Source organism: Corynebacterium sp. LaCa117 (genome assembly GCF_046717765.1).
Lineage (GTDB): Bacteria > Actinomycetota > Actinomycetes > Mycobacteriales > Mycobacteriaceae > Corynebacterium > Corynebacterium kefirresidentii.
Window position 1 is genome coordinate 1,326,665 of the sequence record NZ_CP177102.1, and the last position, 23,880, is coordinate 1,350,544.

Below are 23,880 nucleotides of genomic sequence, written 5' to 3' on the forward strand. Positions count from 1 at the left end.
AAAACCATCCCCAAGGCGCCCTTCAGGGCGCCTTTTTGGTTGCAGTATCAGCGGGAAACTTAATCCATTTCACTTTCTTGTCTAAATGAGCCCTATTTAACTCAACCGCTCGGTAGGCTTAGGTCATGACTACTCAGCCATCCGATGTTGAAATTGCCCAAGCCCACCAATTGCAGCCGATTGCAGAGATAGCAGCTAAGGCGGGCATCCCTGCTGACGCCGTGATTCCCTATGGCACCACCAAAGCCAAGGTAGATATCACCAAGGTTGACTATTCCAAGGAAAACCGGGGCCAGCTGGTGCTTGTCACCGGCGTATCACCTACCCCTGCCGGCGAGGGAAAATCCACCGTTCTCATCGGCTTGACCGATGCCCTAGACCACTTGGGCAAGAAAGCGATAGTTGCCCTGCGAGAGCCCTCCCAAGGACCAGTGATGGGCATTAAGGGCGGTGCGGCTGGCGGCGGCTATGCACAGATTGTGCCCATGGAGGACATCAATCTGCACTTCACCGGGGATTTTCACGCGATTACCTCCGCAACCAACACCTTGGCCGCCATCATTGATAACCACATACATCAAGGAAACGCGTTGGGTATCGACCCACGACGAGTAACGTGGCAGCGATGCATGGACGTCAACGACCGTGCCTTGCGCAACGTGGTCACTGGACTGGGCGGCCCAGCCCACGGCGTGCCCGCTGAAACCGGTTTCACCATTACTGCCGCTTCTGAAATCATGGCCATTTTGTGCTTGGCCACGAATCTTGAAGACCTGAAGAAGCGTCTTGGCGATATCACCATCGGATTCACCTACGATCAACGCCCAGTTACTGCGCGTGACTTGAACGCAGAAGGCGCGCTCACGGCACTGATGCGTGATGCCCTTAATCCGAACCTCGTACAGACCCTCGGCGGGGTGCCAGCCTTGGTACACGGTGGACCATTCGCCAATATTGCCCACGGTTGCAACTCCCTATTAGCAACCCAAACCGCTCTGCAATTCGGCGATATTGTCCTGAGCGAAGCTGGGTTCGGCTCCGATTTGGGCGGGGAGAAGTTCGTCGATATCAAGGCACGTTTTGGCGATCTGGATGTTGCCGGTGCGGTTGTTGTTGCCACCATTCGTTCGCAAAAATACAACGGCGGAGTAGCCAAAGATAAGCTCACGGAAGAGAACGTAGATGCGCTCAAGGCGGGCATTGTCAACCTTGAGCGCCACGTAGAAAATCTGCGCAAATTCGGTATCAAGCCAGTGGTAGCGCTCAACCTCTTTTGGTCGGATACGGAGGCGGAACGCGAGTTTATGCGGCAGTGGGCCAAGGACTTTGGAGTGGCCTTGGAAGAAGCCAACGTCTGGTCCGAGGGCGGTGCAGGTGCGACTAAGCTGGCAGAGACCTTGCTGGAGAACCTGCAGGGCGGTGCCAAGCAGCTCTACGATCCGCAGCAGGGAATTGAAGCCTCCATCGAGACCATTGCTCGCGAGATTTATCGCGCCGACCGCGTGGAGTATGGAGCAAAGGCGCTTAAAGATCTGAAGTACATCCAGGACAATGGCTGGGACAAGCTACCCGTGGTCATTTCCAAGACTCAGTATTCCTTCAGCGATGATGCATCTGAATTGGGTGCGCCGGAAGGCCATACGCTGCATGTCCGTGAATTGCTGCCGCGCACCGGCTCAGGCTTTATCGTTGTGCTTACCGGCAATGTTATGACGATGCCGGGGTTGCCAAAGAAGCCAGCGGCCAACAACATAGACGTCGATAAGGACGGCACTATCTCCGGCCTTTTCTAAGGCCGCGTGGACCTAGTCCTTGTTATCCGCCGCGGAACCAGGCCACCCTGGATACTGCGGCGGCGTGCCGCCGAATTCGGGGCAGAGATCCTGGTGGGCACACCAGCCACATAGCTTGGAGGGCTTGGGGCGGAAATCCCCGGCGCGCCCATCGGCTTCAATTTTGGCCCACAACTCGCCGAGATCGCGCTCGAAGTACTCCAGCTCCTCTCGGTTTGGGCTAAGAAACATCGAGTCCAAGACCTTGAGGTACATAAGCCGCAACTGGTGGGGGATAGTGCCTAGAATGCGCCAGTAGACTAGCGCGTAGAAACGCATTTGGAATTGGGCATCTTGTGAATAGCGGGGCAGTGGTTTCTTGCCGGTTTTATAGTCAACGACGCGGACCTCGCCCGTCGGCGCGCGATCCACTCGGTCGATGAAGCCACGAACGGGAACGCCATTAGGAAGAACTGTGTTGACGTACATCTCGGTTTCTTGGCAATCAAAGCCCTGTGGGTTTTCCATCTGGAAATAGCCTTTGAGCAGTTCTCTGGCGGAAACGAAGAAGTCATAGGTGTCTTCTTCTGGCACGAGCTCGAGCAGTTCCGCGTCCTTTGCGGTCATGTCTGCCCACGAGGGCTTAATCATCTTTACTGCGGCAGGATAGGTGCGCTCTGCGCGCGGTAGCTTATGCATTTCTTCCAGTACGGCATGCACTAGGGTTCCTTTGACCTGTGCAATGGTTTTGGGTTCGGGCAGCTTGTCAATGGCCCGGAAGCGATAGAGCAGTGGGCACTGCTTGTAATCGGAAGCGCGCGAGGGTGACAGGGCAAGCGGGCGGGGTGTCGATGAAGTAGCCATGGTGTATCTAGCCTATCGTCGTGCGTTTCGTGGCAAGCTAGGAGGTATGAGTTATACCGAAGATTTCCTCGATTTCATCGCCGCTTCTCCTTCTTCTTATCACGCTGCGGAGGAGGTATCCCACCAATTGCGCGAGGTGGGATTTGATCTACAGGATGAGAGCGAGGAATGGTCGGCCGCGCCAGGTGGCCACGTGATGGTCCGCGGCGGCGCGGTAGCGGCCTGGTATGTACCACAGGGGGCCGATAAGAATTCTGGTTTTCGCATCGTGGGGTCACATACGGACTCGCCGGGCCTGGTGCTCAAACCCACGCCGGACTTTTCGGCGGCGGGCTGGCAGCAAGTAGCAGTAGAGGTCTATGGCGGGGCGCTACTGCATACCTGGTTTGACCGAGAGTTGACCGTCGCTGGCCAGATTGTGACTAAAGACGGCACGCGGCATGTGGTAAATACTGGCCCTGTCCTGCGCCTGCCGTCTTTGGCCATCCACCTGTACCGCAAGGATGAGTTCAAACCAGACCGCCAGCACAACATGCAACCAATCCTCAGCGTCGGTGACCCAGAGGCGTCGATCTTGCAGGTAGTGGGGGAGAAGGCGGGCGTCGGCAAGCAGGATATTGCATCCTTCAACCTGATTACGGCCGATGCCGCCCGCGGTGAGGTCTTTGGGGCAGGAGAACAGTTCATTGCAGCCGGCCGCATGGATAATCTTTCTTCTGTACATGCCTCCTTGGCGGCGATGAAGAATGCTGCCAAGGACTATCAGGGCAAGGATATTTTGGTCATGATGGCCTTTGACCACGAAGAGGTAGGTTCCAGCTCCCGCTACGGCGCGGGCGGGCCTATTCTTGCGGACGTACTTACTCGAACGGCCCGGGCACTGGGTGCCAACGAGGAGGAACGTTTCCAAATGTTTTCGCGCTCGAGCTGTGTTTCGGCCGATGCGGCGCATTCGGTGCATCCCAACTACGTGGGCAAGCACGACCCCACGCACCACCCGATAATCGGCAAGGGACCAGTGACCAAGATCAACGGCAACCAGCGCTATGCGTCCGATGCCACCACAGTGGCGTTGTGGGAAGCAGCGTGCGACGAGGCTGGCGTGCCGGTGCAGCGCTTTGTGGGCAATAATGACGTGCCGTGCGGATCGACCATCGGTCCCATCACCGCAACCCGTTTGGGCATCGACACCGTGGATGTGGGCGTGCCCATGCTGTCGATGCACTCGGCGCGTGAAATGGTGGGCGAGCGGGACCAAGTATGGCTTGCACAAGCGCTTGAGGCATACTTGGTGGGATAGTAATCGCAACCTCGAGGAGTCTTGAGACATGGCTTATTCCGGCCCCTTTGCCTATGGCGACCGCGTGCAGCTTACCGACGCCAAGCGGCGCCACTACACGGTCATCCTTGAAGAAGGAGGCCAGTTCCACTCCCACAAGGGCATAATTAACCACGATGACATCGTGGGCATGGATGAGGGTTCGGTTATTGAGTCCACCCTTGGCTCCTCCTTCCTACTTTTCCGCCACCTGATGGTGGACCACGTCCTGTCCATGCCGCGCGGTGCCGCGGTGATTTACCCCAAGGATGCGGCACAGATCTTGGTAGAAGGCGATATTTTCATGGGCGCACGCGTGCTCGAGGCCGGTGCCGGTTCCGGTGCGCTATCCATGTCTTTGCTGCGTGCCGTCGGCCCAGAAGGCCATGTGTATTCCTATGAGGTGCGCGATGATCACCTTGAGTATGCGGTGGATAACGTGAAGGAATATTTTGGCGAGCAGCCGGAGTGGTGGTCGCCGCGCCTGGGTGATCTGGCAGACGTTACCGCTGCAGACCTGGGTGGGCCGGTAGACCGCGTTATCCTCGACATGCTCGAACCATGGGAACACTTGGAGACCGTACGCGATCTCCTGATCCCAGGTGGCGTGTTTATGACCTACGTGGCAACGGTGCCACAGCTAATGAAGGTCATGGAAGGCATTCGTGAACTCAAGTGCTTCACTGAGCCCAAGGCATGGGAATCCCTGGTGCGTGAATGGAAGGTCGAAGGCCTAGCTACCCGCCCAGAGCACCGCATGAATGCGCACACCGCCTTCCTCATCTGGACTCGCCGCCTGGCCGATGGTGTCACCCCACCACGCCCGCAGCGCCGTGCCCGGAAGTAGGACCGCTTTAACGCCCAGAATTTAAAACGCAAGTGCCCTCTCTCGCTGCCCGCGCCGCGTTAGAGTAGTGGGCATGGATGGAGCCACGGACTATAAGCGGCAGGTCAGCCAGCTTGCCGCCCGCAATCAGAAGTTGGCGGGCTTATTAAAAGAATCGCGCGTGAAGCTAGAACAGCTTTTTGCCGAGCTCAATGCGCTGGCCGAGCCGGCATCGACCTACGGTGTTTTTCTCGGCTATTCTTCTGCCCACAGCGAAGTGGGAACCACCGCGGAGGTCTATACCAATGGCCGCATTATGCAGCTTAAGGTCTCGCCTAACGTGGAACCAGGCAGTCTCTCGGCCGGCCAGCAGGTTCGCTTGGGCGATGGTTTCGTGGTGGTGGAAGGCTGCCCTCCTGAGCGTACGGGCGAGCTAGCAACGGTGGTGGAGCGTCTTAACGATGACCGCTTGATAGTGGCAAATTCCTCTGGTGAAGAAAAGGTGGTGCTGCTTTCGCATGCGCTGCGCGAGGAAACTCGCGTGCCAGCAGGCGAGGTCGTGCTCGTGGACCCCAAAGCTGCCATCGCACTAGAAAAGGTGAAAAAGACTGAAGTCACCCAGCTTTCTTTGGAAGAGGTCCCGGATGTGCGCTATGAGGATATCGGTGGGCTGGACGAGCAGATTTCCCAGATTCGCGATTCCGTAGAGCTACCGTTTATCCATCCCGACCTCTATCACCAATACGAGCTGCAGCCTCCTAAGGGAGTCCTCCTGTATGGCCCGCCAGGGTGCGGTAAGACGCTTATTGCCAAGGCAGTAGCCCACTCTTTAGCCCAGCAATTAGGCAGCGAGGGCACGAGCTACTTCCTCAACATCAAGGGCCCAGAGCTGCTCAATAAGTATGTGGGGGAGACGGAACGCCGCATCCGCCTCATCTTTGAGCGGGCCCGCGAATTGGCCCAGCTCAGCGCTGACCGGCCAGTGGTCATCTTCTTCGATGAGATGGAATCGATCTTCCGCACTCGGGGCTCGGGTGTGTCCTCTGATTTGGAAACCACGGTTGTTCCACAGCTGCTCACGGAACTCGATGGAGTTGAGAGCCTGTCCAATGTGATCGTCATTGGCGCTACCAACCGCGAGGAGCTCATCGATCCCGCCATCATGCGCCCCGGCCGGCTTGATATCAAGATCCGGGTTAACCGGCCGAATAAACAGGGTGCCCGAGAGATTTTCGCCCGCCATTTCACCGATTCTGTGCCGCACCAGGGAACGCTGGACGAACTCATTAGCGCCGCGGTGGATGAGCTTTATGCCGATCGCCCCTTCGTACAGCTGCACTTTTCCAGCGGAGAACGCGAAATATTGCATTACCGCGACTTTGTCTCCGGCGCAATGATTGCCAATATCCTCTCTCGAGCCAAGAAGCTGGCTATCAAGGACGCCCTGCGGTTGCGCGCAGGCAGCGAGCAGGCGACAGGTGGGGACCACGAGGGCATCGCCAAGCAGCACTTGCTCGATGCCATCGCAGCCGAGCGCGCCGAGTCCGAATATGTACCTACCTCCACCAACCCGGAGGAATGGACCAAGATCATTTCCCAAGACCATTCCGGTGCCCGCGTAGAACGGGTGGAGTTATTGACCACAAGGAGGAGCGCATGAGCCGCATTGTAGGTACCGAAACCGAGTACGGAATTGCGACCCCAGAGCTGCCGGAGTACTCGCCTATAATTTCTTCCACTCACGCGGTGGTAGCTTATGCCGCGATGCACACAGGGGCGCGGTCACGCTGGGATTTTGCTGAGGAACACCCGCTGCGCGATTCTCGCGGTTTTGATCTCAAGCGTTACCAGACGGTGCCCGTTGTCGACCCGAATGCCATTGGAGTAGCCAATGTGGTCACGGCTAATGGCGCGCGCTTTTATGTCGACCATGCGCACCCAGAGTATTCCGCGCCGGAATGCACTAATGCCTGGGACGCCACGCTTTATGACGCCGCAGGGGACGCCACGCTCCTGCAAGCGGCTGCGGCCGTAGCGGGGCTGAGCGCGCAAGGAAAGTCCGTCCTTGCCAACCACGAGCCCTGTCCGGCCCTGCGTTTTTATAAAAATAACGTGGATGGAAAAGGCGCCTCTTATGGCTCTCATGAGAACTATCAGTACTCCCGTGAAACGGACTTCGACACCATGGCGCAGGCCCTCATCCCTTTCTTCGTTGCTCGCCAGGTAGTCATCGGCGCTGGACGCATGGGACTGGGGGAGTTTGGTGAGGAGCCAGGTTTCCAGATCTCCCAACGCGCTGATTATATTGAGCAAGAAATCTCGCTGGAGACCACCCTCAACCGCGGCATTATCAATACCCGCGATGAGCCGCATGCAGTCCATGCTGACTTCGGCCGCCTCCACGTCATCATTGGGGACGCGAATATGTCGCAGACGTCTACATTGCTCAAACTGGGGATGACCTCTCTGGTGCTCGATGCCATCGAAGAGGGCGTGGACTTTAGCGACCTTCGCCTGCAGGATGCTGTGGCGGAGGTCCCTCGAGTGAGCCGTGACCTTAAGCTGCAGCATCGCCTCACGCTTGCCGACGCCCGCCAGCTCACTGCCCTAGAAATCCTCGCCGAATACCGCGCTCGCGTCACCCCACGCATCGACGCAGATCACAAGGTTCTCGCGGCTTGGGACGAGGCAGTTGCGCTCTTGGCGGAAGATCCCATGCAGGCCGCGCACCTGTTGGATTGGGTGGCGAAGTATCGCTTGATTAAGGGCTACCTCGACCGCGGTATCGATCCGGCAGACCCAAAGCTGCGGCTCATTGACCTGCAATACGCGGAGATCGATCCGGCAAAGTCGCTACACCACGCGCTGGTGCGTAAAGGCCAGATGCGGCAGCTCTTTAGCGCCGCCGAAATTGAGCGTGCCGCAACCACGCCACCGGTTGATACGCGCGCCTATTTTCGCGGACGAGTAACGCAGAAATTCGGCGAGGACATCATTGCCGCAAGCTGGCAAAGCCTCACCGTACGAATAGGGGAGGGCACCGCCGCACCGTGGGCCACTGTTCCCATGGATATCGCCACTGGTCTCACTCAGGCTGAATGTGGAGAGATGATTGATGCCGCCGACACGGTCGAGGATCTTCTCCAAGGACTCACTGACAGCGGGATCCACCCCGAGTACCGTAATTAACAACCACGAATTAAAGCAGGATCCACAGAAAGGATTTCCCACCTATGTCCACTCACCAGTCTCAGGTCACCGGCGGTAATGGTGGCGATGACTCCGCTGGCGACGAGGATTTTACCTCCACGCAGCTCAGCATTAATACCACCGGCACCGATGAACTCCTCGATGAGATCGACGGGCTACTAGAAAATAACGCCGAGGAATTCGTGCGCTCCTATGTCCAAAAGGGCGGGCAGTAAGGGTGACTGACCAGCGCCCTGTCTTTGCCCGACGCATCATGGGCATTGAAACAGAATATGGCCTAGCTACCAGCGCGGGCTCGGAGGAACGGACTCTGAGCCCCGATGAGGTAGCGCGCGTGCTTTTCCGGCCCATTGTCCAGGAGCATTCCTCCTCCAATATTTTTTCAACCAATGCCAGCCGCCTCTACCTCGACGTCGGATCCCACCCCGAGGTAGCCACCGCCGAGTGCGATAGCTTAAGCCAGCTTCTGGCCTATGAATGCGCCGGCGATGCGATAGTCAACCGGCTGGGCGAAAAAGCGGAGCAAACCTTTGCTGCCGAGGGGCACCCGCGCGCGGTGTACCTGTTTAAAAACAATGTGGATTCAGCCGGCAATTCTTTTGGCTGCCACGAAAACTATCTCATTAGCCGCCATATGGTTCTCAAGGACCTGGGCCTTGCGCTCCTGCCGTTCCTCATCACCCGTCAGCTCATCTGCGGCGCCGGCATGGTCCAACCCGCTAAGGGCGATAAGCCCGCCCAATTCCTGCTCTCGCAGCGTGCGGACCAGGTGTGGGAAGGCGTTTCTTCTGCTACCACCCGTTCGCGTCCCATCATCAATACCCGCGACGAGCCGCATGGCGATTCCAAACGCTTCCGCCGCATGCACGTCATCGTGGGAGATTCCAATATGGCCGAGCCCACTATGGCGCTGAAAGTAGGTTCAACGCTGCTCATTTTGGAAATGTTGGAGGCCGGATTTGAGCTGCCGGAATATGAGATCGAAAAGCCGATTCACCATATCCGCGCTATTGCGCGCGATATGACGGGATCGACTGCACTACCGCTTGCCGGGGGTGGATCCATCACTGCGCTGGAGGTGCAACAGCAGCTCTGTATGCGCGCAAGCCAATGGCTGGAAGAAAGGGAAGACGCTGGTACCCCTACCGCCGAAATGCGGCGCGTAGTTGATCTCTGGCAGCGCATCTTGCGCGCCATTGAAACCCAAGACTTCTCCAAAGTGGACAGGGAAATAGACTGGGTTATTAAACTCGCACTGCTTGAGCGCTATCGCGCGCGGCTCGGTGGGCGGTGGGACCATCCTAAGCTGGCGCAGATTGATATGACCTATCACGATATCCGTCCTGGACGCGGGCTCTACCATGTACTGCTGCGCAAAGGTCTTATCGATCGCTGGATTGAGGATTCTGATATTGAACGCGCGATGGACACAGCGCCGGCGACCACGCGCGCTGCGCTGCGCGGCCAGTTCTTGGCTACCGCGCGTAACTGTGGCGCCAATGTCACCGTTGATTGGACGCGGCTGAAAGTCAATCGGCCCGAACCGCGAACCGAGGAACTTTTGGATCCCTTCATTGCCCACGATGAACGAGTCGATGCATTGCTAGACTATATGCGTTCACACCACAGCTAGATCCACCATAGAGTCATATCAGGGAGACAACACAGCACGTGGCAGCACACAACCCCACGCCCAAACGGCATGATGAGGCGGTAGAAAGGCTCACCAACCTCTCCTTCGCGCTACAAGGCGCGGCAAACTCCGGCGGTAGCCCTGATCGCAGCGCTGCATGGATTCGTCGCCACGTTGCCGGGTACGGCGATAAGTCGGGCGAGGCTTTTGCCAAGTCCTTGGCGCGCGATATAGCGACCCTCCAACGCGCTGGGGTGCCCATTGTGCATTCCGGTGGTGAGGATGGCGCGCGCTACCGTCTTGACGCGAGTAGTTACCAGCTACCGCCGGTAGAATTTTCTCCGGAAGAGGCCATGGTTTTAGGCATAGCAGGGGGAATGGGTACCACGGGAGGCTTAAGCGATTTCTCTTTATCTGGGTGGACCAAGATTGCCGCCAGCGGCGCCTCGCGCAACCTTTCCGGCGCGCCGGTGTACACAGCGGTCAATGACATCACCCGTCTCGCCCCGGAAGTTATTACCTCTGTCCTCGCTGCGGTGCGCAACCGACTGCGCATTACTTTTTCCTACCGCGCAAACCCGGCCGCTGAGCCAGTGCGCCGCGTGATGGATCCTTGGGGAGTGGTCAACCGTGATAGCCACATTTACATCGTGGGTTTCGATGTGGACCGCGGCGCCCCACGTGTCTTTCGTGCGCTTCGTGTCTCCGATATCAAACGCTCACATCATCCCGCAGAACACACCGTCCCAACGGAAACCTTGCAGGCCTTGGTAGAGCGCGCTCTGCAGCGCGGAGAAAAGGTAGACGCGCGGCTTATCATTCCGGTGGGAAAGGCACAGGAGTTAACGGATGCCGGCGAAAAGCAGCCTGATGGCACAGTAATGCTGCGCAACGTGGATAAGGATTGGCTCGTGCGCACAGCGGCCGGGTACGCGCCAGAGGTACAGGTGGTCGAACCTGGCGGGGTGCGCCAGGAGGTCATTTCTCTTCTGCGCGCCGCCACGCAACGGCAGGAAGGACGCTAGCTATGGCCGATGCATCGCAAAAGCTCCAAGCGCTCGTGCGCTCTTTGAACCTGATTCCTTACTTTAAAAATCACCCCGACAAGACGCCGATGGAAGCGGCTACAGATTTGGGAATGGAACCCGGTGAGCTGAAGGAGGCCCTCGATCGCCTCTTTTGTTCCGGCACAGGCCGCAATACTGAAGACCTCATTGATCTCAGCTTCAGCTACCGCGACGGGGTAACCATTCACAATGATCAAGGCCTGAGCCAAGCTTTGCGGCTTACCCCCACCGAGGCCGGTGCTTTGCTCCTTACCTTAGAATCCCTGCAGGCCATGCCGGGGCTTATCGACGCCCACGCTGTCGAATCCGCCGCTGCTAAATTGCGCGGCATCATGGATGAGAAGACGGCGGCAATCTATGATTCACTGTCTACTCCAGCCCCTGAAGAAACGGATATCCAGGCGCTTTTGACCCAAGCGGTCAATGAACGAAAGCGGGTGCGGCTGCGCTACTGGAGTGCTTCGTCTGATACAGAATCCGAGAGACTGGTGGATCCGGCCCGCATCTTCATCGTCGATTCTGAGCCCTACCTAGCGGCGTGGGAAGAAGTAAAACAAGCCCATCGCACCTTCCGGATCGACCGCATTAAGAACGCTCATATGGAAAAAGAGCAGTCGCAGCCGCACCTGAAGGACCTCGATTTTGATGCCGCTTCACCCTTTAATTTGGGCAACGCGGACACCGTGAAATTAGCAATTCACCAAGAATTCACGTGGCTGGCCGAGTACTACGATATGCGGCTGGGCGAAGACCTGGGAAATGGGGAAATAGCTGCAACGATGCCTATGGGATCAGTGGAGTGGCTTATTCGCTTTGCCTTGGGTCAAGCTGATAGGTTGCGGGTAGTGGCTCCTCAATCCGTGGTTAAGCTCATTGCGGAACGAGGAAACGCCGCATTGAGCGTCTATACTCAATAGCCAGTTACTTGCCCGTTAACTGCGCCCGCTCACCGGCAGATTAGCCGGTGGTCTGCTGCACGGCATGCTGGCGCACTAATTGAAAGAGGTTTCTCCATGAGCCTAGGACCTATGGAAATCGGCCTAATCGTTCTCGTTATCGTCTTGCTATTCGGTGCAAAGAAGTTGCCGGATCTGGCACGCTCTATGGGCCGTTCCATGCGCATCTTCAAGTCTGAGGTTAATGAGATGCAGTCCGAGGATACCCAGCGTTCCCAGGCGCAGGCACAGCTGAACCAGAAGCAGCAGTCCGACGAGGAATTCTGGAACCGACCAGACATGCAGCCGGGCCAGCAGAACCACACCAACCCTCAGCAGTAAACGCCCCAAACCCGTCGTTGCGCGAACACCTCTACAGCGCGCGGATATGCCCTCGCAATCCGCGTAGCAGGGAAGTGTTCGCTTCTTTGCGTTGAAAGAGCCACACTGATGTCGCCACAGTCACAGCCTGTTTCTGCCCCGAAACCAAGCAAGAACGTGAAGGGGAAGCTGCGGTTTTCCCGTAAGCCGAAGAACCCCACCGGGGAGATGACCTTGGTGGAGCACCTGCAGGAGCTGCGCCGCCGCGTCATCATCGCTGTTTTAGCGGTGGTCGTCGGGGCGATCATAGGTTTTATCTGGTACCAACAAGCTCCGTTCGGTATCTCCCCGCTGGGTGAGATTCTCCGTGGCCCCTATTGTGCTCTACCAGCGGATAAGCGCGCCTCTTTCAGCGCGGATGGCGAATGCCGTCTTTTAGCCACCAGCCCGTTTGAAATGCTCCTGCTGCGTTTGAAGGTAGGCGCCTTGGCGGGCACGGTATTGTCCTCGCCAGTGTGGCTATATCAAGTGTGGGCCTTTGTGGTTCCTGGCCTTCATAAGAACGAGCGACGCTACACCTTGAGCTTCCTCACCGCTGCGGTGAGCTTGTTCCTCGCCGGCGCAGTGCTGGCGTATTTCATCCTCTCCGTTGGTCTGGAATTCCTTATGGGCATCGGTGTCGAATATCAAACCGCAGCGCTGACAGGTGAACGTTATTTTTACTTCCTCTTGGCATTGTTGCTCATCTTTGGCATCAGCTTTGAGATCCCCCTGCTCATTGTGTCGCTCAATCTTATTGGCGTGCTGGAATATGAGCATGTCAAGGACAAGCGGCGGATCATTATTGTCGTCGTGATGATTTTCGCCGCCGTTGTCACCCCAGGCCAGGAACCCTTTTCGATGTTGGTTCTCGCCGGCGCCTTAATCTTCCTCCTCGAGATTGCATTCCAGTTCTGCCGCATCCACGATAAGCGCATGCAACGCCAGCGCCCCGAGTGGATGGACCTTGATGACGAGACAGCCTCACCGCTCGGCGCCGGACCAGGAGCGGTCGGCGGGCCTACTCCCGTCGCGGCGCCAACCCAGGTACACCCTTCGCCCGCTCCTTCTCAGCAGGTTTCTCAACCAGTCCAGCAGGCACAGCGACAGCAGCCGCAGACGTGGACCACCGGCGGCACCGGGACTTCGTCGAACAGCGGCGGCTTTTTCGACGATGTCCTCTAGGCACGGGTAGCCTGGGGAGTCATGACTGAAACTCATCTGGATTCTTTTTCTGCAGCCCTGCCATACCCCTTGGATGAGTTCCAGGTTAAGGGCTGCCAAGCCGTGGAAGACGGGCACGGTGTGCTGGTGTGCGCGCCGACCGGCGCCGGCAAGACCATCGTGGGCGAGTTTGCGGTGTCGCTAGCATTGAGCCGGGGGACCAAATGCTTTTACACAACGCCGATTAAGGCGTTGAGCAACCAGAAGTATCACGACTTGGTTGAGGAACATGGTGAGGAAGCCGTCGGTCTGCTCACCGGTGATGTATCGATCAACTCCGATGCAGAGATCGTCGTTATGACCACCGAGGTGCTGCGCAATATGATCTACGCAGAATCCGCAGCACTAGATCGCCTTACCCATGTCGTCATGGATGAGATTCACTTTTTGGCCGATGCCTCGCGCGGCGCAGTGTGGGAAGAGGTAATCCTCAACCTGGCAGACCATGTCTCCATCATTGGCCTTTCTGCCACAGTGTCCAATTCGGAGGAGTTCGGCGATTGGCTTTCCACTGTGCGTGGCGATACCACCGTCATCGTTTCCGAGCACCGCCCAGTTCCGCTCGACCAGTGGATGATGCTGGGACGTAAGATTTATCCGCTTTTCGAACCCGAATCCGGCGGACAAGTCAACACCGAGCTGGAGCGTAGAATCCAGCGCCTTGAGGCCGGCGATACCGACGACGGTCGCGCAGACTATAAGTCCGGCAAGGGCTTTCGCGCACGCGCCCGCCACAAGGGCGGTGGGCGTAGCGAATTCCGCGGAAAGGGAAGGGGACGCTCCGGTGCTTCTCGCCAGCAGGATCGCTATCGCCCCTTGGGCCGCCCCGAGGTGCTCAAAGTACTCCAGTCCCAAGACATGCTGCCGGCCATTACCTTCATTTTCTCCCGCGCTGGCTGCGATGGCGCGCTCTATCAGTGTCTGCGCAGCCGCATGGTGCTTACCTCCCAGGAAGAAGCGCAGCAGATCAAAGAAATCGTCGATGCTGGTGTAGAAGGTATCCCCGAAGAAGATCTACAGGTCCTAGACTTCAAGCGCTGGCGCGAAGCCCTTTCCCGGGGCTTCGCGGCACACCATGCAGGTATGCTGCCGGCCTTCCGACACATCGTGGAAGACCTCTTCGTACGCGGCCTCGTCCGCGCCGTCTTCGCTACGGAAACCTTGGCTCTCGGCATCAATATGCCGGCGCGCACCGTGGTGCTAGAAAAGCTCATCAAGTTCAATGGTGAGGCCCACGTTGATCTCACCCCCGGCCAGTACACGCAGCTAACTGGCCGCGCGGGGCGTCGCGGCATCGATACCTTGGGCAATGCAGTCGTGCAATGGGCCCCCGCCATGGATCCGCGTCAAGTAGCCGGCCTTGCTTCCACCCGCACTTACCCTCTCATTTCTACCTTTGCGCCGGGCTATAATATGGCGATCAACTTGCTGGGCATGCTCGGGTTCGAAGACTCTCTCCGTTTGTTAGAAAAGTCTTTTGCCCAGTTCCAAGCGGATGGCTCGGTGGTGGAAGAAACCCGTGAAATTGAGCGCGCGGAACATCGAGTACGCGAGCTGCGCAGCCAGCTGGATGATGCCGTGGCGTCGCTAGCACCTCCTGCCAAAGACGGGGAAGATCCCGCCGAGGTACTGATGGACTACGTCCGCCTGCGCCGCGAACTCAGCGCTGAAGAAAAGCAGTCCAAAATCGATAGCGTGCACCAACGCAACCAAGAAGTAATCGCGGTTCTGGGCCGGTTGCAGCTGGGTGATGTTATCGCCATGCCCGGCAAGAAGCGCCCTATTCTCGCTGCGGTTGTCACGCCCGCTAACCAGACCGCGGATCCCCGCCCGTGGATTACCACGGAATCTGGGTGGTCTGGTCGGATCGACGCCGCCGGGATCAATAATCCTCCCATTCAGGTGGGGCGCATTAAAGTGCCGAAGCCGGTACGCAAGAACCCACGGCGCAATACACATTACGTGCAGGATGTCTTGCGCCGTGAGCACTTCGACCGCCCCAAGCGAATGAAGTCGCAGCCCCGTACTCGGCCCAATAAGCGGGTAGGGCAGTTGCGCGATCAGCTACGCGCCCATCCCGCACACGAGTGGCCGGCCACCGACCGCGAGCAGCTGGCGGGCTTGGCACAAAAACTGGCGCGACGCGAGCGAGATCGAGACAAGCTCCAGTCCAAAGTCAACAAAGCTACAGATACTTTGGGCCGCACCTTTGAGCGCATTGTGGATCTCTTGGCTGAGATGGACTATGTCGAATTCACCGGGGTGGGCGCCGATCGCACGCCAGTGATTACGGAGGAAGGAGAACGCTTAGCCAAAATCCACAGCGAATCCGATCTGCTGGTGGCACAGTGCTTGAAGCGCGGGATTTGGGATGAGCTGGATCCTGCCGAGCTTGCCGGCGTTGCTTCTTTGTGCTGTTTCGAAAACCGCAAGGCTACCAGTGGGCAGCCAGAAGCAGCTACCGAGCGCATGGCCGATGCCATGAATGGCACGTGGCGCGTTTATACCGAACTCACCGCCGATGAGCAACGGCATCGCCTGCCGCCTACCCGTGAGCCGGAGGCTGGTTTCGCCCTGGCCGTCCACCAATGGGCAGCCGGTGCCCCCTTGGGCTATTGCATGGCTGCCGCTAATGAAGCCGGCGCCGAACTTACCCCCGGTGATTTTGTCCGCTGGTGCCGTCAGGTCATTGACCTCCTGCAGCAGGTGGCGAAGACCGGCTATGACGGCGAGATTCAGCGCAATGCCCGTCGGGCTATCGATGCCATTCAGCGCGGTGTGGTAGCCATCGGCGCCTAAAGTCCGCGGCTGGGGCGGGTAGACTCTGGAGCATGACTGTTACTCAGACTTTTTCCGCTGATGTCTACGCCCAGCGCCTGCAGGCCGCCCAACAGGCCGCTAAGGACAAGGACATCGATCTGCTCCTCATCGGCACGGGTCCAGACTTTGCCTATCTCACTGGCTCTTGGGTTTCCTCGCACGAACGCCTTACCGTTTTGGTCGTGCCGCAGCACGGCAATGCCTGGATCGCTGCGCCTAATACCGATATCACCGATATCAAGGCCGCTCCGGTAGGAGAGCTGGATGTAGAGCTGCGGGGTTGGAACGACGGCGATAATCCCTATGAGCTAGCACTAGACGGTGCAGGCACTGCTCTAAACAACGTGGCCCTGGGGCAGTCGCTGACTGCAGACCACGTCCTGCGTTTTCAGGATCTGATGCCACAAACCAATTTTCAGTTGGCTACCTACGCGCTGGCGGAGCTTTTTACCCGCAAGGATAAAGCTGAGATTGCCGAGCTGCGCAAGGCTGGCCAGGCCATCGATGCAGTCCACGCACAGGTGCCAAAACTCCTCCAGCCGGGCCGCACCGAGGCGGAGGTGGCTCGGGAATTGGAAGAGCTCATCTTGCAAGAGCACACCGTTATCGATTTCGTGATTGTAGGCTCGGGTCCGAACGGCGCCAACCCGCACCATAGTTTTTCGGACCGCGTGCTCGCGGAAGGAGAACCGGTAGTCGTCGATATCGGCGGCACTCTGCCTTCCGGTTACCACTCCGATTGCACCCGCACCTACGTGGTCGGCGGGGACGTTTCCAAGGCGCCGCAGGACTTTCAGGATGCTTATGCCGTGCTTGCCGACGCCCAAGCAGCCGCCCGCGCCGCAGCCCACCCCGGCAGCACCGCCGCAGAGATCGACGCCATTACCCGCAAGGCAATCGCTGCGGCCGGCTGGGGCGACAACTTTGTCCACCGCACCGGACATGGCATTGGTCTATCTACCCACGAAGAGCCGTTCATTATGGAAGGCAATGACCTCACATTGGAAGAAGGCATGGCCTTTTCCATTGAGCCGGGCATCTACGTGGAAGGCAAGTGGGGCATGCGCTTGGAGGATATCGTGGTGCTTACCAACAATGGCTACGAGTCTCTCAACCTAGCTCCGCGTGAAGTCCGTTAAATGGCTGGCGTACTAATCCTCGGCGGCCGCAGTGATATCGGCGGCGAAATAGCTCGGCGGGTGGCTCCCGGTAAGGACATCGTGCTCGCTGCTCGTGGCACCCACGGAATGGACGGTAGAGAAAAGCAGCTGCGGGCCGCGGGCGCGCGCAGCGTGCACTTGCTTGATTTCGACGCCGCAGATTTTCCGTCCCATGCCGGCGTTGTCGATCGCGCGATAGAGCTAGCAGGACCTCTGGAGATTGCGGTTGCAGCCTTTGGCATCCTGGGTGACCAGGAGCGAGCGGAACGCGATGCTTCCCACGCGGTCGACATCGCCACGATTGATTACGCGGCGCAGATTTCCCTGCTCACCTTGGTTTCTGAGCGCATGCAGCGCGGTCACATCATCGCGTTTTCTTCGATCGCAGGGTGGAGGGCCCGTCGAGCGAATTACGTCTACGGTTCTACCAAGGCTGGTCTTGACGCCTTCTGTCAAGGTTTGGCCGATAAGCTGCACGGCAGTCGGCTAGGACTCATTACCGCACGCCCCGGCTTCGTGATTGGCAGCATGACAGAAGGAATGAAACCGGCGCCGCTTTCGGTGCGTCCAGAGGATGTGGCCGAGGCCGTGGTCAGCTGCATAGACCACGATGCACGGCGCGGGAGACCGCGTTCGCGCACCATCTGGATCCCCAGAGCTCTACAGGCCCTAGCGTGGATCATGCGCCTCGTGCCGCGCCCAATCTGGCGGCACATGCCGCGCTAGAGGCTGCGGTCCTGCTAGTGTGCGCGGAGCAGTGGGGAGTTGATGTCGAAGATGAATCCACGCGGGGCGAGTACGCGTAGAACCACCTCGGCATCGCCCTCAGCGATATTGTGAAAAACTAATCCACCCCACGGGGTGACGGTGATGTCTACCTCCAGCTGCCCAATGAGCTGAGCAAACTCGGCTGGAATTGCGCCTTTATGAACGCCTGCGCCCAGATCAACGATGCCCGCAGGAAGATGCTCATCCAGCCAGCCAATAGGGCCGGGTTCTGCCAGGGCGGAGCTTGTGTGTTCCTCGGCCTCCGCGCGCTGGAGTGCTTCCTCATAATGACGGGCGGCGGCGTGTGGGGTAAGTGGGGCAGTAGGGGCGTCGCCAAGCGGGGAGCGCCCAAGGTGCAAAGAACCATCCTTGTTGATGTTTAAGCTCACACCAGCGGCACCCGCGGGCAAGTTATCCTCTTCCGCGATGACTGCAAGACCTGGCCCGCCTTCTACCGCACCCAGTTCAGCCGCAATATCTTGGGCCGCCTGCTTGGCCGCTGCCGATAGGGGTGAGGCCAGCACCGGCACCGTGGCGGCATGCAAATGCAAGCCCTGGAGCCGCCGCTTAAGTGCCTCCGCATCCGTAATTCCGCGCAGCTCGATGGCAGAAAACCGGTCGATGTACACAAATCCATCCGCGCAAGCACTGGCGCATTCTGCCAAAGTTACCCAATCGGGGGCGTGGGTGCTGCCGCCGGCAACGTGGATGCGGGTGCACGTGCCGTACTGAGGGTCGTCGAAAAGCGCAGGAGTAAACATGCGCACCAGTTTAACCTGCCGCGGCTGCAGCATAGTTCATGAGTGTTGCCAGCGCATTTTCAGTCTGCCTCGTTAAACTGAGACCATGCCGTTTTTCTATTTTGCTCTCTACATGGTCGCAGAAACCCTGACTTTCTGGGCCGTATCCACATGGATCGGTGTAGGTTGGGCGCTAATCGCGCTCTTTGTCACCATGTTTTTCGGAATGTCCATCGCCGGCATTGAAGTCCGGCGCTTGATGGGAAAGCAGGTCGAGCGCACGGGAGACGGCACTTACGTTGTCCGCGGCGGCAATATGGGCAAGACTGCCAGCAACGTAGGTCTTACCTTGGTAGGCGGCATGTTGCTCTCCTTGCCTGGCTTCCTCACCACGATTCTCGGCGCCCTACTTATTTTCTCGCCCACCCGTGCAATCATCCGCACAGTTATGGCAGCGTCTTTGTACCGCAAGATCGAGAATATGGGTGTCAAGATCTACGAGGCAACCCCGATGGCGCAGCAGCATGACACGTATGGCGAGTTTGGCTCCTTCGGCCGCGAACAAGCCGCACACAGCGGGCACCCGAGTACTCAGGACGCTGGCCCACATGAGGTCTTGGATGAGGAAGAGATTCGCCGGTGGACTGAAAACCTAGATCCGGATGACTTTGGCCCTTCCGGTGGCGAGACCAAGGGCGGCAAGAGCTAGTGTTGCCCATCCTTGCCCGCCTTTTAGTGGCGGGCCTTTCTGGTCTGCTTACTTATGCCGCCATTGAGCCCCGCGGCTGGTGGTGGGGCGCAGTAGTAGGCATGGGCTTGCTCTATGTGAGTTTGATGCCTTGGGGAACTAGGCACGTCTCCGCCCGTCTGGGCGCACTACTCGCGGTAGCGCATTCACTCGTGCTCTATCTTCTCACCTTGCCCTGGATCGGTGAATTGGTGGGAAGCGGGCCGTATATTGCGTTGGCAGTATGGCTTGCGGTTTACTCCATCCTATTGGGCTTTAGCGGCGCCGCGGTGGCACGGTGGAAGTACGGTTTTATTGCTTTCCCGTTCGTCTACCTCGCGGTGGAGGTGCTGCGTTCTTCTCTACCTTTCGGCGGTTTTTCCTGGGTCAAACTGGCCTGGGGACAAATCGACGGGCCGCTAGCCAAGCTGGCGCCGTGGGGTGGCACCTCGCTTATCACCGTCGCCACAGTACTGTGCGGCTGCGGAATCGCCGCACTGTTGTTTCACCGCGGCTGGATGATCAAGGGTATCGCCCTAGCAGCAGCTATCCTGCCCCTAATAACGGCGACGGTGGCAGGATTGGGTATCAACCGAGACAACGCTACTATTGGCGAAGCAAAGGTTGCAGCAATCCAAGGAAACGTACCCCGCATGGGCCTAGATTTTGCTGGGCAGCGCCAAGCGGTTCTCAATAATCATGTGGCCGAAACGAAGAAGCTGGCCGCGCGCGACAAGGACATCGACCTCGTCATCTGGCCTGAAAACTCATCCGATATCAATCCTTTCCATGACGGTAGGGCAGCCGCGGCAATCAGTGGTGCCGTTGATGCGATTGATGCCCCCGTTCTGGTTGGCACCGCTACGCGCGATGACGTGGGCGCCCGCAATACAATGCAGGTCTTTGCCCCTGGCCACGCCGTAGGGGACCACCACTATAAGAAGTACCTGCAGCCTTTCGGTGAGACGATGCCCATGCGGGATTTCTTTGCCAAATTTTCTGACTACGTGGAACTTGCCGGGGACTTCAAACCCGGCGATGGTCCAGGTGTGGTTTCCATGGCGGGCGTGCCGGTAGGCGTGGCAACGTGTTACGAAGTCTCCTTCGACAACGCCTTTAGAGAATCGGTCAAAAATGGCGCACAATTGCTGACTACGCCAACCAATAACGCCACCTTTGGCTACTCGGATATGACTTACCAGCAATTGGCCATGAGCCGGCTGCGTGCGATGGAGACAGACCGTGCCGTGGTGGTGGCGGCGACCTCTGGAGTATCTGCCATTGTTCACCCCGATGGCCGCGTCAGCCAGTCCACGGAAATTTTCACGCCGGCCGCTCTCGTGGAGCAGTTGCCTTTGCGTAGCGGCGAGACCTTTTCCGTTAGGTTTGGTTCGCCCCTGCAATGGCTCATGGTTATTATTGGAACAGTCTGCGCACTGGTAGCTTTGCGCACAAACCGCCTGCGACGCACCCCGCGCCGCTCCGGCACAGATACATACGTAGGAGCATAAACACTGTGAGCACGCTTGAAGCCTCGACCTTGGTCATCATCCCGACCTATAACGAGATCGAAAACCTTCCTCTCATTACTGGACGCGTCCGCGCGGCGGTCCCAGAGGTGCATATCCTCATCGTGGACGATAATTCGCCCGATGGCACCGGCGACAAGGCCGATGAGTTCGCAGCGCAGGATGACCATATCCACGTTCTCCACCGCGAAGGCAAGGGTGGCCTGCTAGGCGCCTATATCGCTGGCTTTGAGTGGGGCTTGGAGCGTGATTACCAGGTGCTGTGCGAGATGGATGCAGATGGCTCCCACGCGCCGGAACAACTCCACTTGCTGCTCGAAGAGGTAGACAAGGGTGCGAACCTAGTTATCGGCTCCCGCTATATTCCGGGCGGCGAGACCGTCAACTGGCCGGCTTCTCGCGAGTACCTTTCCCGCTTGGGTAATATCTACATCTCCGTGGCGCTGGGCGCTGGCCTGTCCGATATGACCGCCGGTTATCGTGCCTTCCGCCGCGAACTCCTCGATTCCATTGATTTCGACGAGCTATCCAAGGCGGGCTATATCTTCCAGGTGGATCTGGCTTTCCGCGCGGTTAAGGCCGGCTTCGATGTCCGCGAGGTTCCTATTACCTTCACCGAGCGCGAATACGGCGAGTCCAAGCTTGATGGCTCCTTCGTGAAAGATTCCCTGCTGGAGGTAACCAAGTGGGGCGTTGCCCACCGCACGGAGCAGCTGCAGGATTTCGGCGACGCCGTATCCAAGCTGGTCAATCGTGAGGTCAAGGATGGCTCCATTCACGATCTAGGCGTGCAGGCCCGCAAGGGCGCCGGCTGGGTCTCTGACTTCGCCGGGGAAATTGCTCACCTAGCAAAGCACCAGATTGCACAGTTGAAGAAGTAGCCCATGCTTCAACGCTAAAGGCCCGTACCGTTCCTTAGTAAACCTAAGGAGGTACGGGCCTTTGTCTGCCGCAGAACCTTATGAGTTCTTTTGCTGCTGTTCCTGCTGCTCCTTTAGCAGGCGGGCTGCGGAACGGCGGCGGGAGCGCAGGTGGTTAATGCGCTCTTCTAGGAGCTCGTCCAACTCCTCAATGGAGCGGCGCTCACGCAGCATATCCCAGTGGGTACGTGGCGGCTTAGCCGGCTTAGACTCAACGCCTTCACCTTCTACAAGGTGGCCTAGCTTGCCGTTTTTGCACATCCATTCCTCAGGGATTTCAGCATCATCCGCAAAAGGCACCTGATAAATCTCGCCGTCTTCGGTGCGGTATTTCACCATTTGGCGCGGTGCGAGGTCGTGGTCGCGGTCGGTTTCGTAGCTGACTGCGCCCATACGGCTGCCACGGAGTACGCGATCTGCCATGCAACATCATCCTTTTCAAAGAGATCCCTGATTGTGTGCGAAGCAAAACTTCGCCTAAGAGCTACTAATTATAACGAACACCCTCGCGTCTTTGTTCCCAGCCCGCCTAAAATGCACTAAAGTGTATCGGGTGATCCGTACAGCTAGTCGTGAACGCAACGTCGGTTCCTGCCAATGGTGTGGGAAGGACATTGATCAAGGCGGTAGAGGGCGGCCACGTAAATTCTGCAGCGCCTCGTGCAAACAGCGCGCGTATGAGCAAAGAAATAATGTTAGTGGCACGGGAATTCCCGCTAACGCCGTAATCCTTACTCCGGAAAAGGCAGAAAGTTTGCGCGACGGACTTTTTGAACTACGTTGTTCCGCAGAAGATATCAATACCGCCGCGGAGGAAGGCGCTAGTGCGCAGGAGCTTGCAGGTTTGTGCGAAGAGCTTGTTGCCCTGGCCCGACGCCTAGAAGGACTTCGATAGAAGATGAAAAAGCTTTTTTATAACCGCAAGCTCGTCATCACCATCTTTGTGGTGCTCATTGTATTGCTCACCGCCGTGGCCATTGGCCCTATGGTGTATTCGCTTCTCAAGGGCGCCGGTGTAAAAACAGAGCCTATTTCCGCCGATGGAGCTAAGGCCGCGTCTACGGAACTAGATGGATCCTGGCAGGTTGCCAAGGGGCGTGCTGATAATCATACCTCGGTTGGATTTACCTTCAATGAGATTCTACCTGCAGAAAAGACCACTACATCTGGTTCGACTACTGAGGTAACCGGTCAAGCAGAAATTTCTGATTCCACCCTCAAAACCGCGACGGTCACCGTGGATATGGATGAGTTGTCTACGGATAAAAAGGTCCGCGACCAAAACATGAAGTCCAAACTCTTTGAGACGCAACTCTTCCCGGAGTCTTCCTTTAAGCTCACCAAACCCGCTTCGCTTGCCGACGTCCCAGATGACGGCACCATTGGCACAGTAAAGCTCACCGGTGACTTGACCATCAAGGATGAGACACACGAGGTTTCCCAAGACTTTGACGTTCTCCGCGACGGGGATGACATCGTCATCGGCGGCACCGTTCCAGTTAATCGCCTTGATTATGGCGTAGAAACCCCGGAAATGTTGGCCGCAAAGGTCGAGGAAAAGGGCGAGGTCAATCTTCGCATTTCCTTCAAGAAGGACTAATAAGGACGAGCCTATGAACACCCGCCAAATGATCCCGTTTATGTGGCTGCGCCTTCTTATAGTCATCGGCTTTACCATTTTCGTAGCCGTTCAACACATGTGGGTCATCGTAGCGATTTCTGCCTGCTTGGCGCTTTTGACTATATGGCAGCTGTGGAGTGCTTACCGTAATCGTTAAATAAGACATCCAAAGCGAGCGGGTAGTTACCCCGAATATCGTCAATGTGACTTTATATGGTGGTGTGGTTGCATGCTCCAGTAGGGTGTATTTTTGCCGAAATCCACCCGTCTGACCACCCATCGGGAGCCACACGCCATAGATGGCTGGCGCCCGTGGCACGGAGGAGCTTAATAGTGCCCAATAGTTAAGGCGCCTGGTATCCAGGAGGCAGACTGCATACCGGCGG

The 23,880-nt window shown here is 57.9% G+C and carries 23 protein-coding genes; 20 read left to right on the plus strand and 3 right to left on the minus strand.

The window, feature by feature from the left end; genetic code table 11:
* The first annotated feature begins 125 nt into the window (after window positions 1-125).
* Window positions 126-1,793, plus strand: coding sequence for a formate--tetrahydrofolate ligase (locus ACLI1L_RS06580; protein WP_411707172.1), 1,668 nt, complete (start codon window positions 126-128; stop codon window positions 1,791-1,793).
* Between the two features lie 12 nt (window positions 1,794-1,805).
* Here the strand turns inward: ACLI1L_RS06580 and ACLI1L_RS06585 are convergent, their stop codons facing one another.
* Entirely contained in the window at window positions 1,806-2,636 is an 831-nt protein-coding gene (locus ACLI1L_RS06585) for a RecB family exonuclease (RefSeq protein ID WP_049378144.1), read from the minus strand.
* Window positions 2,637-2,682: 46 nt separating this feature from the next.
* On the opposite strand from ACLI1L_RS06585, the gene ACLI1L_RS06590 reads away from it, so the two are divergent.
* The 13 genes from ACLI1L_RS06590 (at window position 2,683) to ACLI1L_RS06650 (ending at window position 17,915) form a co-directional block, all read left to right on the plus strand.
* A complete protein-coding gene (locus ACLI1L_RS06590; protein WP_411707173.1) occupies window positions 2,683-3,936 on the plus strand; it encodes a M18 family aminopeptidase in 1,254 nt (417 codons plus the stop codon).
* 28 nt (window positions 3,937-3,964) lie between these two features.
* Window positions 3,965-4,801, plus strand: a complete 837-nt coding sequence (locus tag ACLI1L_RS06595; RefSeq protein ID WP_023021551.1) for a tRNA (adenine-N1)-methyltransferase — start codon at window positions 3,965-3,967, stop codon at window positions 4,799-4,801.
* 73 nt (window positions 4,802-4,874) lie between these two features.
* Window positions 4,875-6,440, plus strand: coding sequence for a proteasome ATPase (arc, locus tag ACLI1L_RS06600; protein ID WP_086587678.1), 1,566 nt, complete (start codon window positions 4,875-4,877; stop codon window positions 6,438-6,440).
* On the plus strand, window positions 6,437-7,969 hold the full coding sequence (dop, locus tag ACLI1L_RS06605) for a depupylase/deamidase Dop (protein ID WP_086587679.1): 1,533 nt from the start codon (window positions 6,437-6,439) through the stop codon (window positions 7,967-7,969). The genes arc and dop overlap by 4 nt, the downstream gene beginning before the upstream one ends.
* Before the next feature lie 44 nt (window positions 7,970-8,013).
* Complete coding sequence (locus ACLI1L_RS06610; RefSeq protein ID WP_086587680.1) at window positions 8,014-8,205, plus strand: ubiquitin-like protein Pup; 192 nt, start codon at window positions 8,014-8,016, stop codon at window positions 8,203-8,205.
* Window positions 8,206-8,243: 38 nt separating this feature from the next.
* The gene (gene pafA, locus ACLI1L_RS06615; protein ID WP_411708359.1) at window positions 8,244-9,623 is read left to right on the plus strand and encodes a Pup--protein ligase; all 1,380 of its coding nucleotides are present in this window, start codon (window positions 8,244-8,246) and stop codon (window positions 9,621-9,623) included.
* A 38-nt stretch (window positions 9,624-9,661) separates the two neighbouring features.
* Entirely contained in the window at window positions 9,662-10,648 is a 987-nt protein-coding gene (locus tag ACLI1L_RS06620) for a helix-turn-helix transcriptional regulator (protein WP_411707174.1), read from the plus strand.
* A gap of 2 nt (window positions 10,649-10,650) precedes the next feature.
* Window positions 10,651-11,607: a helix-turn-helix transcriptional regulator gene (locus ACLI1L_RS06625; RefSeq protein WP_086587683.1), complete on the plus strand. Its 957-nt coding sequence runs from the start codon at window positions 10,651-10,653 to the stop codon at window positions 11,605-11,607.
* A 96-nt stretch (window positions 11,608-11,703) separates the two neighbouring features.
* Window positions 11,704-11,967 carry a Sec-independent protein translocase subunit TatA gene (tatA, locus tag ACLI1L_RS06630; protein ID WP_023021558.1) on the plus strand — a complete coding sequence of 88 codons (264 nt, stop codon included), beginning with the start codon at window positions 11,704-11,706 and terminating at the stop codon, window positions 11,965-11,967.
* A gap of 207 nt (window positions 11,968-12,174) precedes the next feature.
* Window positions 12,175-13,170: a twin-arginine translocase subunit TatC gene (gene tatC, locus ACLI1L_RS06635; RefSeq protein ID WP_086587749.1), complete on the plus strand. Its 996-nt coding sequence runs from the start codon at window positions 12,175-12,177 to the stop codon at window positions 13,168-13,170.
* 21 nt (window positions 13,171-13,191) lie between these two features.
* The gene (locus tag ACLI1L_RS06640) at window positions 13,192-16,008 is read left to right on the plus strand and encodes a DEAD/DEAH box helicase (RefSeq protein WP_411707175.1); all 2,817 of its coding nucleotides are present in this window, start codon (window positions 13,192-13,194) and stop codon (window positions 16,006-16,008) included.
* Window positions 16,009-16,040: 32 nt separating this feature from the next.
* A complete protein-coding gene (locus ACLI1L_RS06645; protein WP_086587685.1) occupies window positions 16,041-17,168 on the plus strand; it encodes a M24 family metallopeptidase in 1,128 nt (375 codons plus the stop codon).
* Window positions 17,169-17,915, plus strand: a complete 747-nt coding sequence (locus ACLI1L_RS06650; RefSeq protein WP_411707176.1) for an SDR family oxidoreductase — start codon at window positions 17,169-17,171, stop codon at window positions 17,913-17,915.
* A 14-nt stretch (window positions 17,916-17,929) separates the two neighbouring features.
* On the opposite strand, the gene ACLI1L_RS06655 is transcribed toward ACLI1L_RS06650, so the two are convergent.
* Window positions 17,930-18,718, minus strand: a complete 789-nt coding sequence (locus ACLI1L_RS06655; RefSeq protein WP_411707177.1) for a precorrin-3B synthase — start codon at window positions 18,716-18,718, stop codon at window positions 17,930-17,932.
* A gap of 85 nt (window positions 18,719-18,803) precedes the next feature.
* On the opposite strand from ACLI1L_RS06655, the gene ACLI1L_RS06660 reads away from it, so the two are divergent.
* From ACLI1L_RS06660 to ACLI1L_RS06670, 3 genes are read left to right on the plus strand one after another with little or no spacing between them, the layout of a single operon-like run.
* Window positions 18,804-19,406: an FxsA family protein gene (locus ACLI1L_RS06660; RefSeq protein WP_411707178.1), complete on the plus strand. Its 603-nt coding sequence runs from the start codon at window positions 18,804-18,806 to the stop codon at window positions 19,404-19,406.
* Window positions 19,406-20,935: an apolipoprotein N-acyltransferase gene (gene lnt, locus ACLI1L_RS06665; protein ID WP_411707179.1), complete on the plus strand. Its 1,530-nt coding sequence runs from the start codon at window positions 19,406-19,408 to the stop codon at window positions 20,933-20,935. Before ACLI1L_RS06660 ends, lnt begins: the two co-directional genes overlap by 1 nt.
* A 5-nt stretch (window positions 20,936-20,940) precedes the next feature.
* The gene (locus ACLI1L_RS06670) at window positions 20,941-21,834 is read left to right on the plus strand and encodes a polyprenol monophosphomannose synthase (RefSeq protein WP_411707180.1); all 894 of its coding nucleotides are present in this window, start codon (window positions 20,941-20,943) and stop codon (window positions 21,832-21,834) included.
* Between the two features lie 78 nt (window positions 21,835-21,912).
* On the opposite strand, the gene ACLI1L_RS06675 is transcribed toward ACLI1L_RS06670, so the two are convergent.
* A complete protein-coding gene (locus ACLI1L_RS06675) occupies window positions 21,913-22,296 on the minus strand; it encodes an RNA polymerase-binding protein RbpA (RefSeq protein ID WP_411707181.1) in 384 nt (127 codons plus the stop codon).
* 130 nt (window positions 22,297-22,426) lie between these two features.
* Between ACLI1L_RS06675 and ACLI1L_RS06680 the strand changes: the two genes are divergently transcribed.
* Genes ACLI1L_RS06680 through ACLI1L_RS06690 form a run of 3 tightly spaced genes read left to right on the plus strand, consistent with a single transcriptional unit; the run spans window position 22,427 to window position 23,651 of the window.
* The gene (locus ACLI1L_RS06680; RefSeq protein WP_034655353.1) at window positions 22,427-22,768 is read left to right on the plus strand and encodes a hypothetical protein; all 342 of its coding nucleotides are present in this window, start codon (window positions 22,427-22,429) and stop codon (window positions 22,766-22,768) included.
* 3 nt (window positions 22,769-22,771) lie between these two features.
* A complete protein-coding gene (locus ACLI1L_RS06685) occupies window positions 22,772-23,473 on the plus strand; it encodes a YceI family protein (RefSeq protein ID WP_394285754.1) in 702 nt (233 codons plus the stop codon).
* Window positions 23,474-23,486: 13 nt separating this feature from the next.
* Window positions 23,487-23,651 carry a hypothetical protein gene (locus ACLI1L_RS06690; RefSeq protein WP_023021569.1) on the plus strand — a complete coding sequence of 55 codons (165 nt, stop codon included), beginning with the start codon at window positions 23,487-23,489 and terminating at the stop codon, window positions 23,649-23,651.
* The last annotated feature ends 229 nt before the right edge of the window (window positions 23,652-23,880 follow it).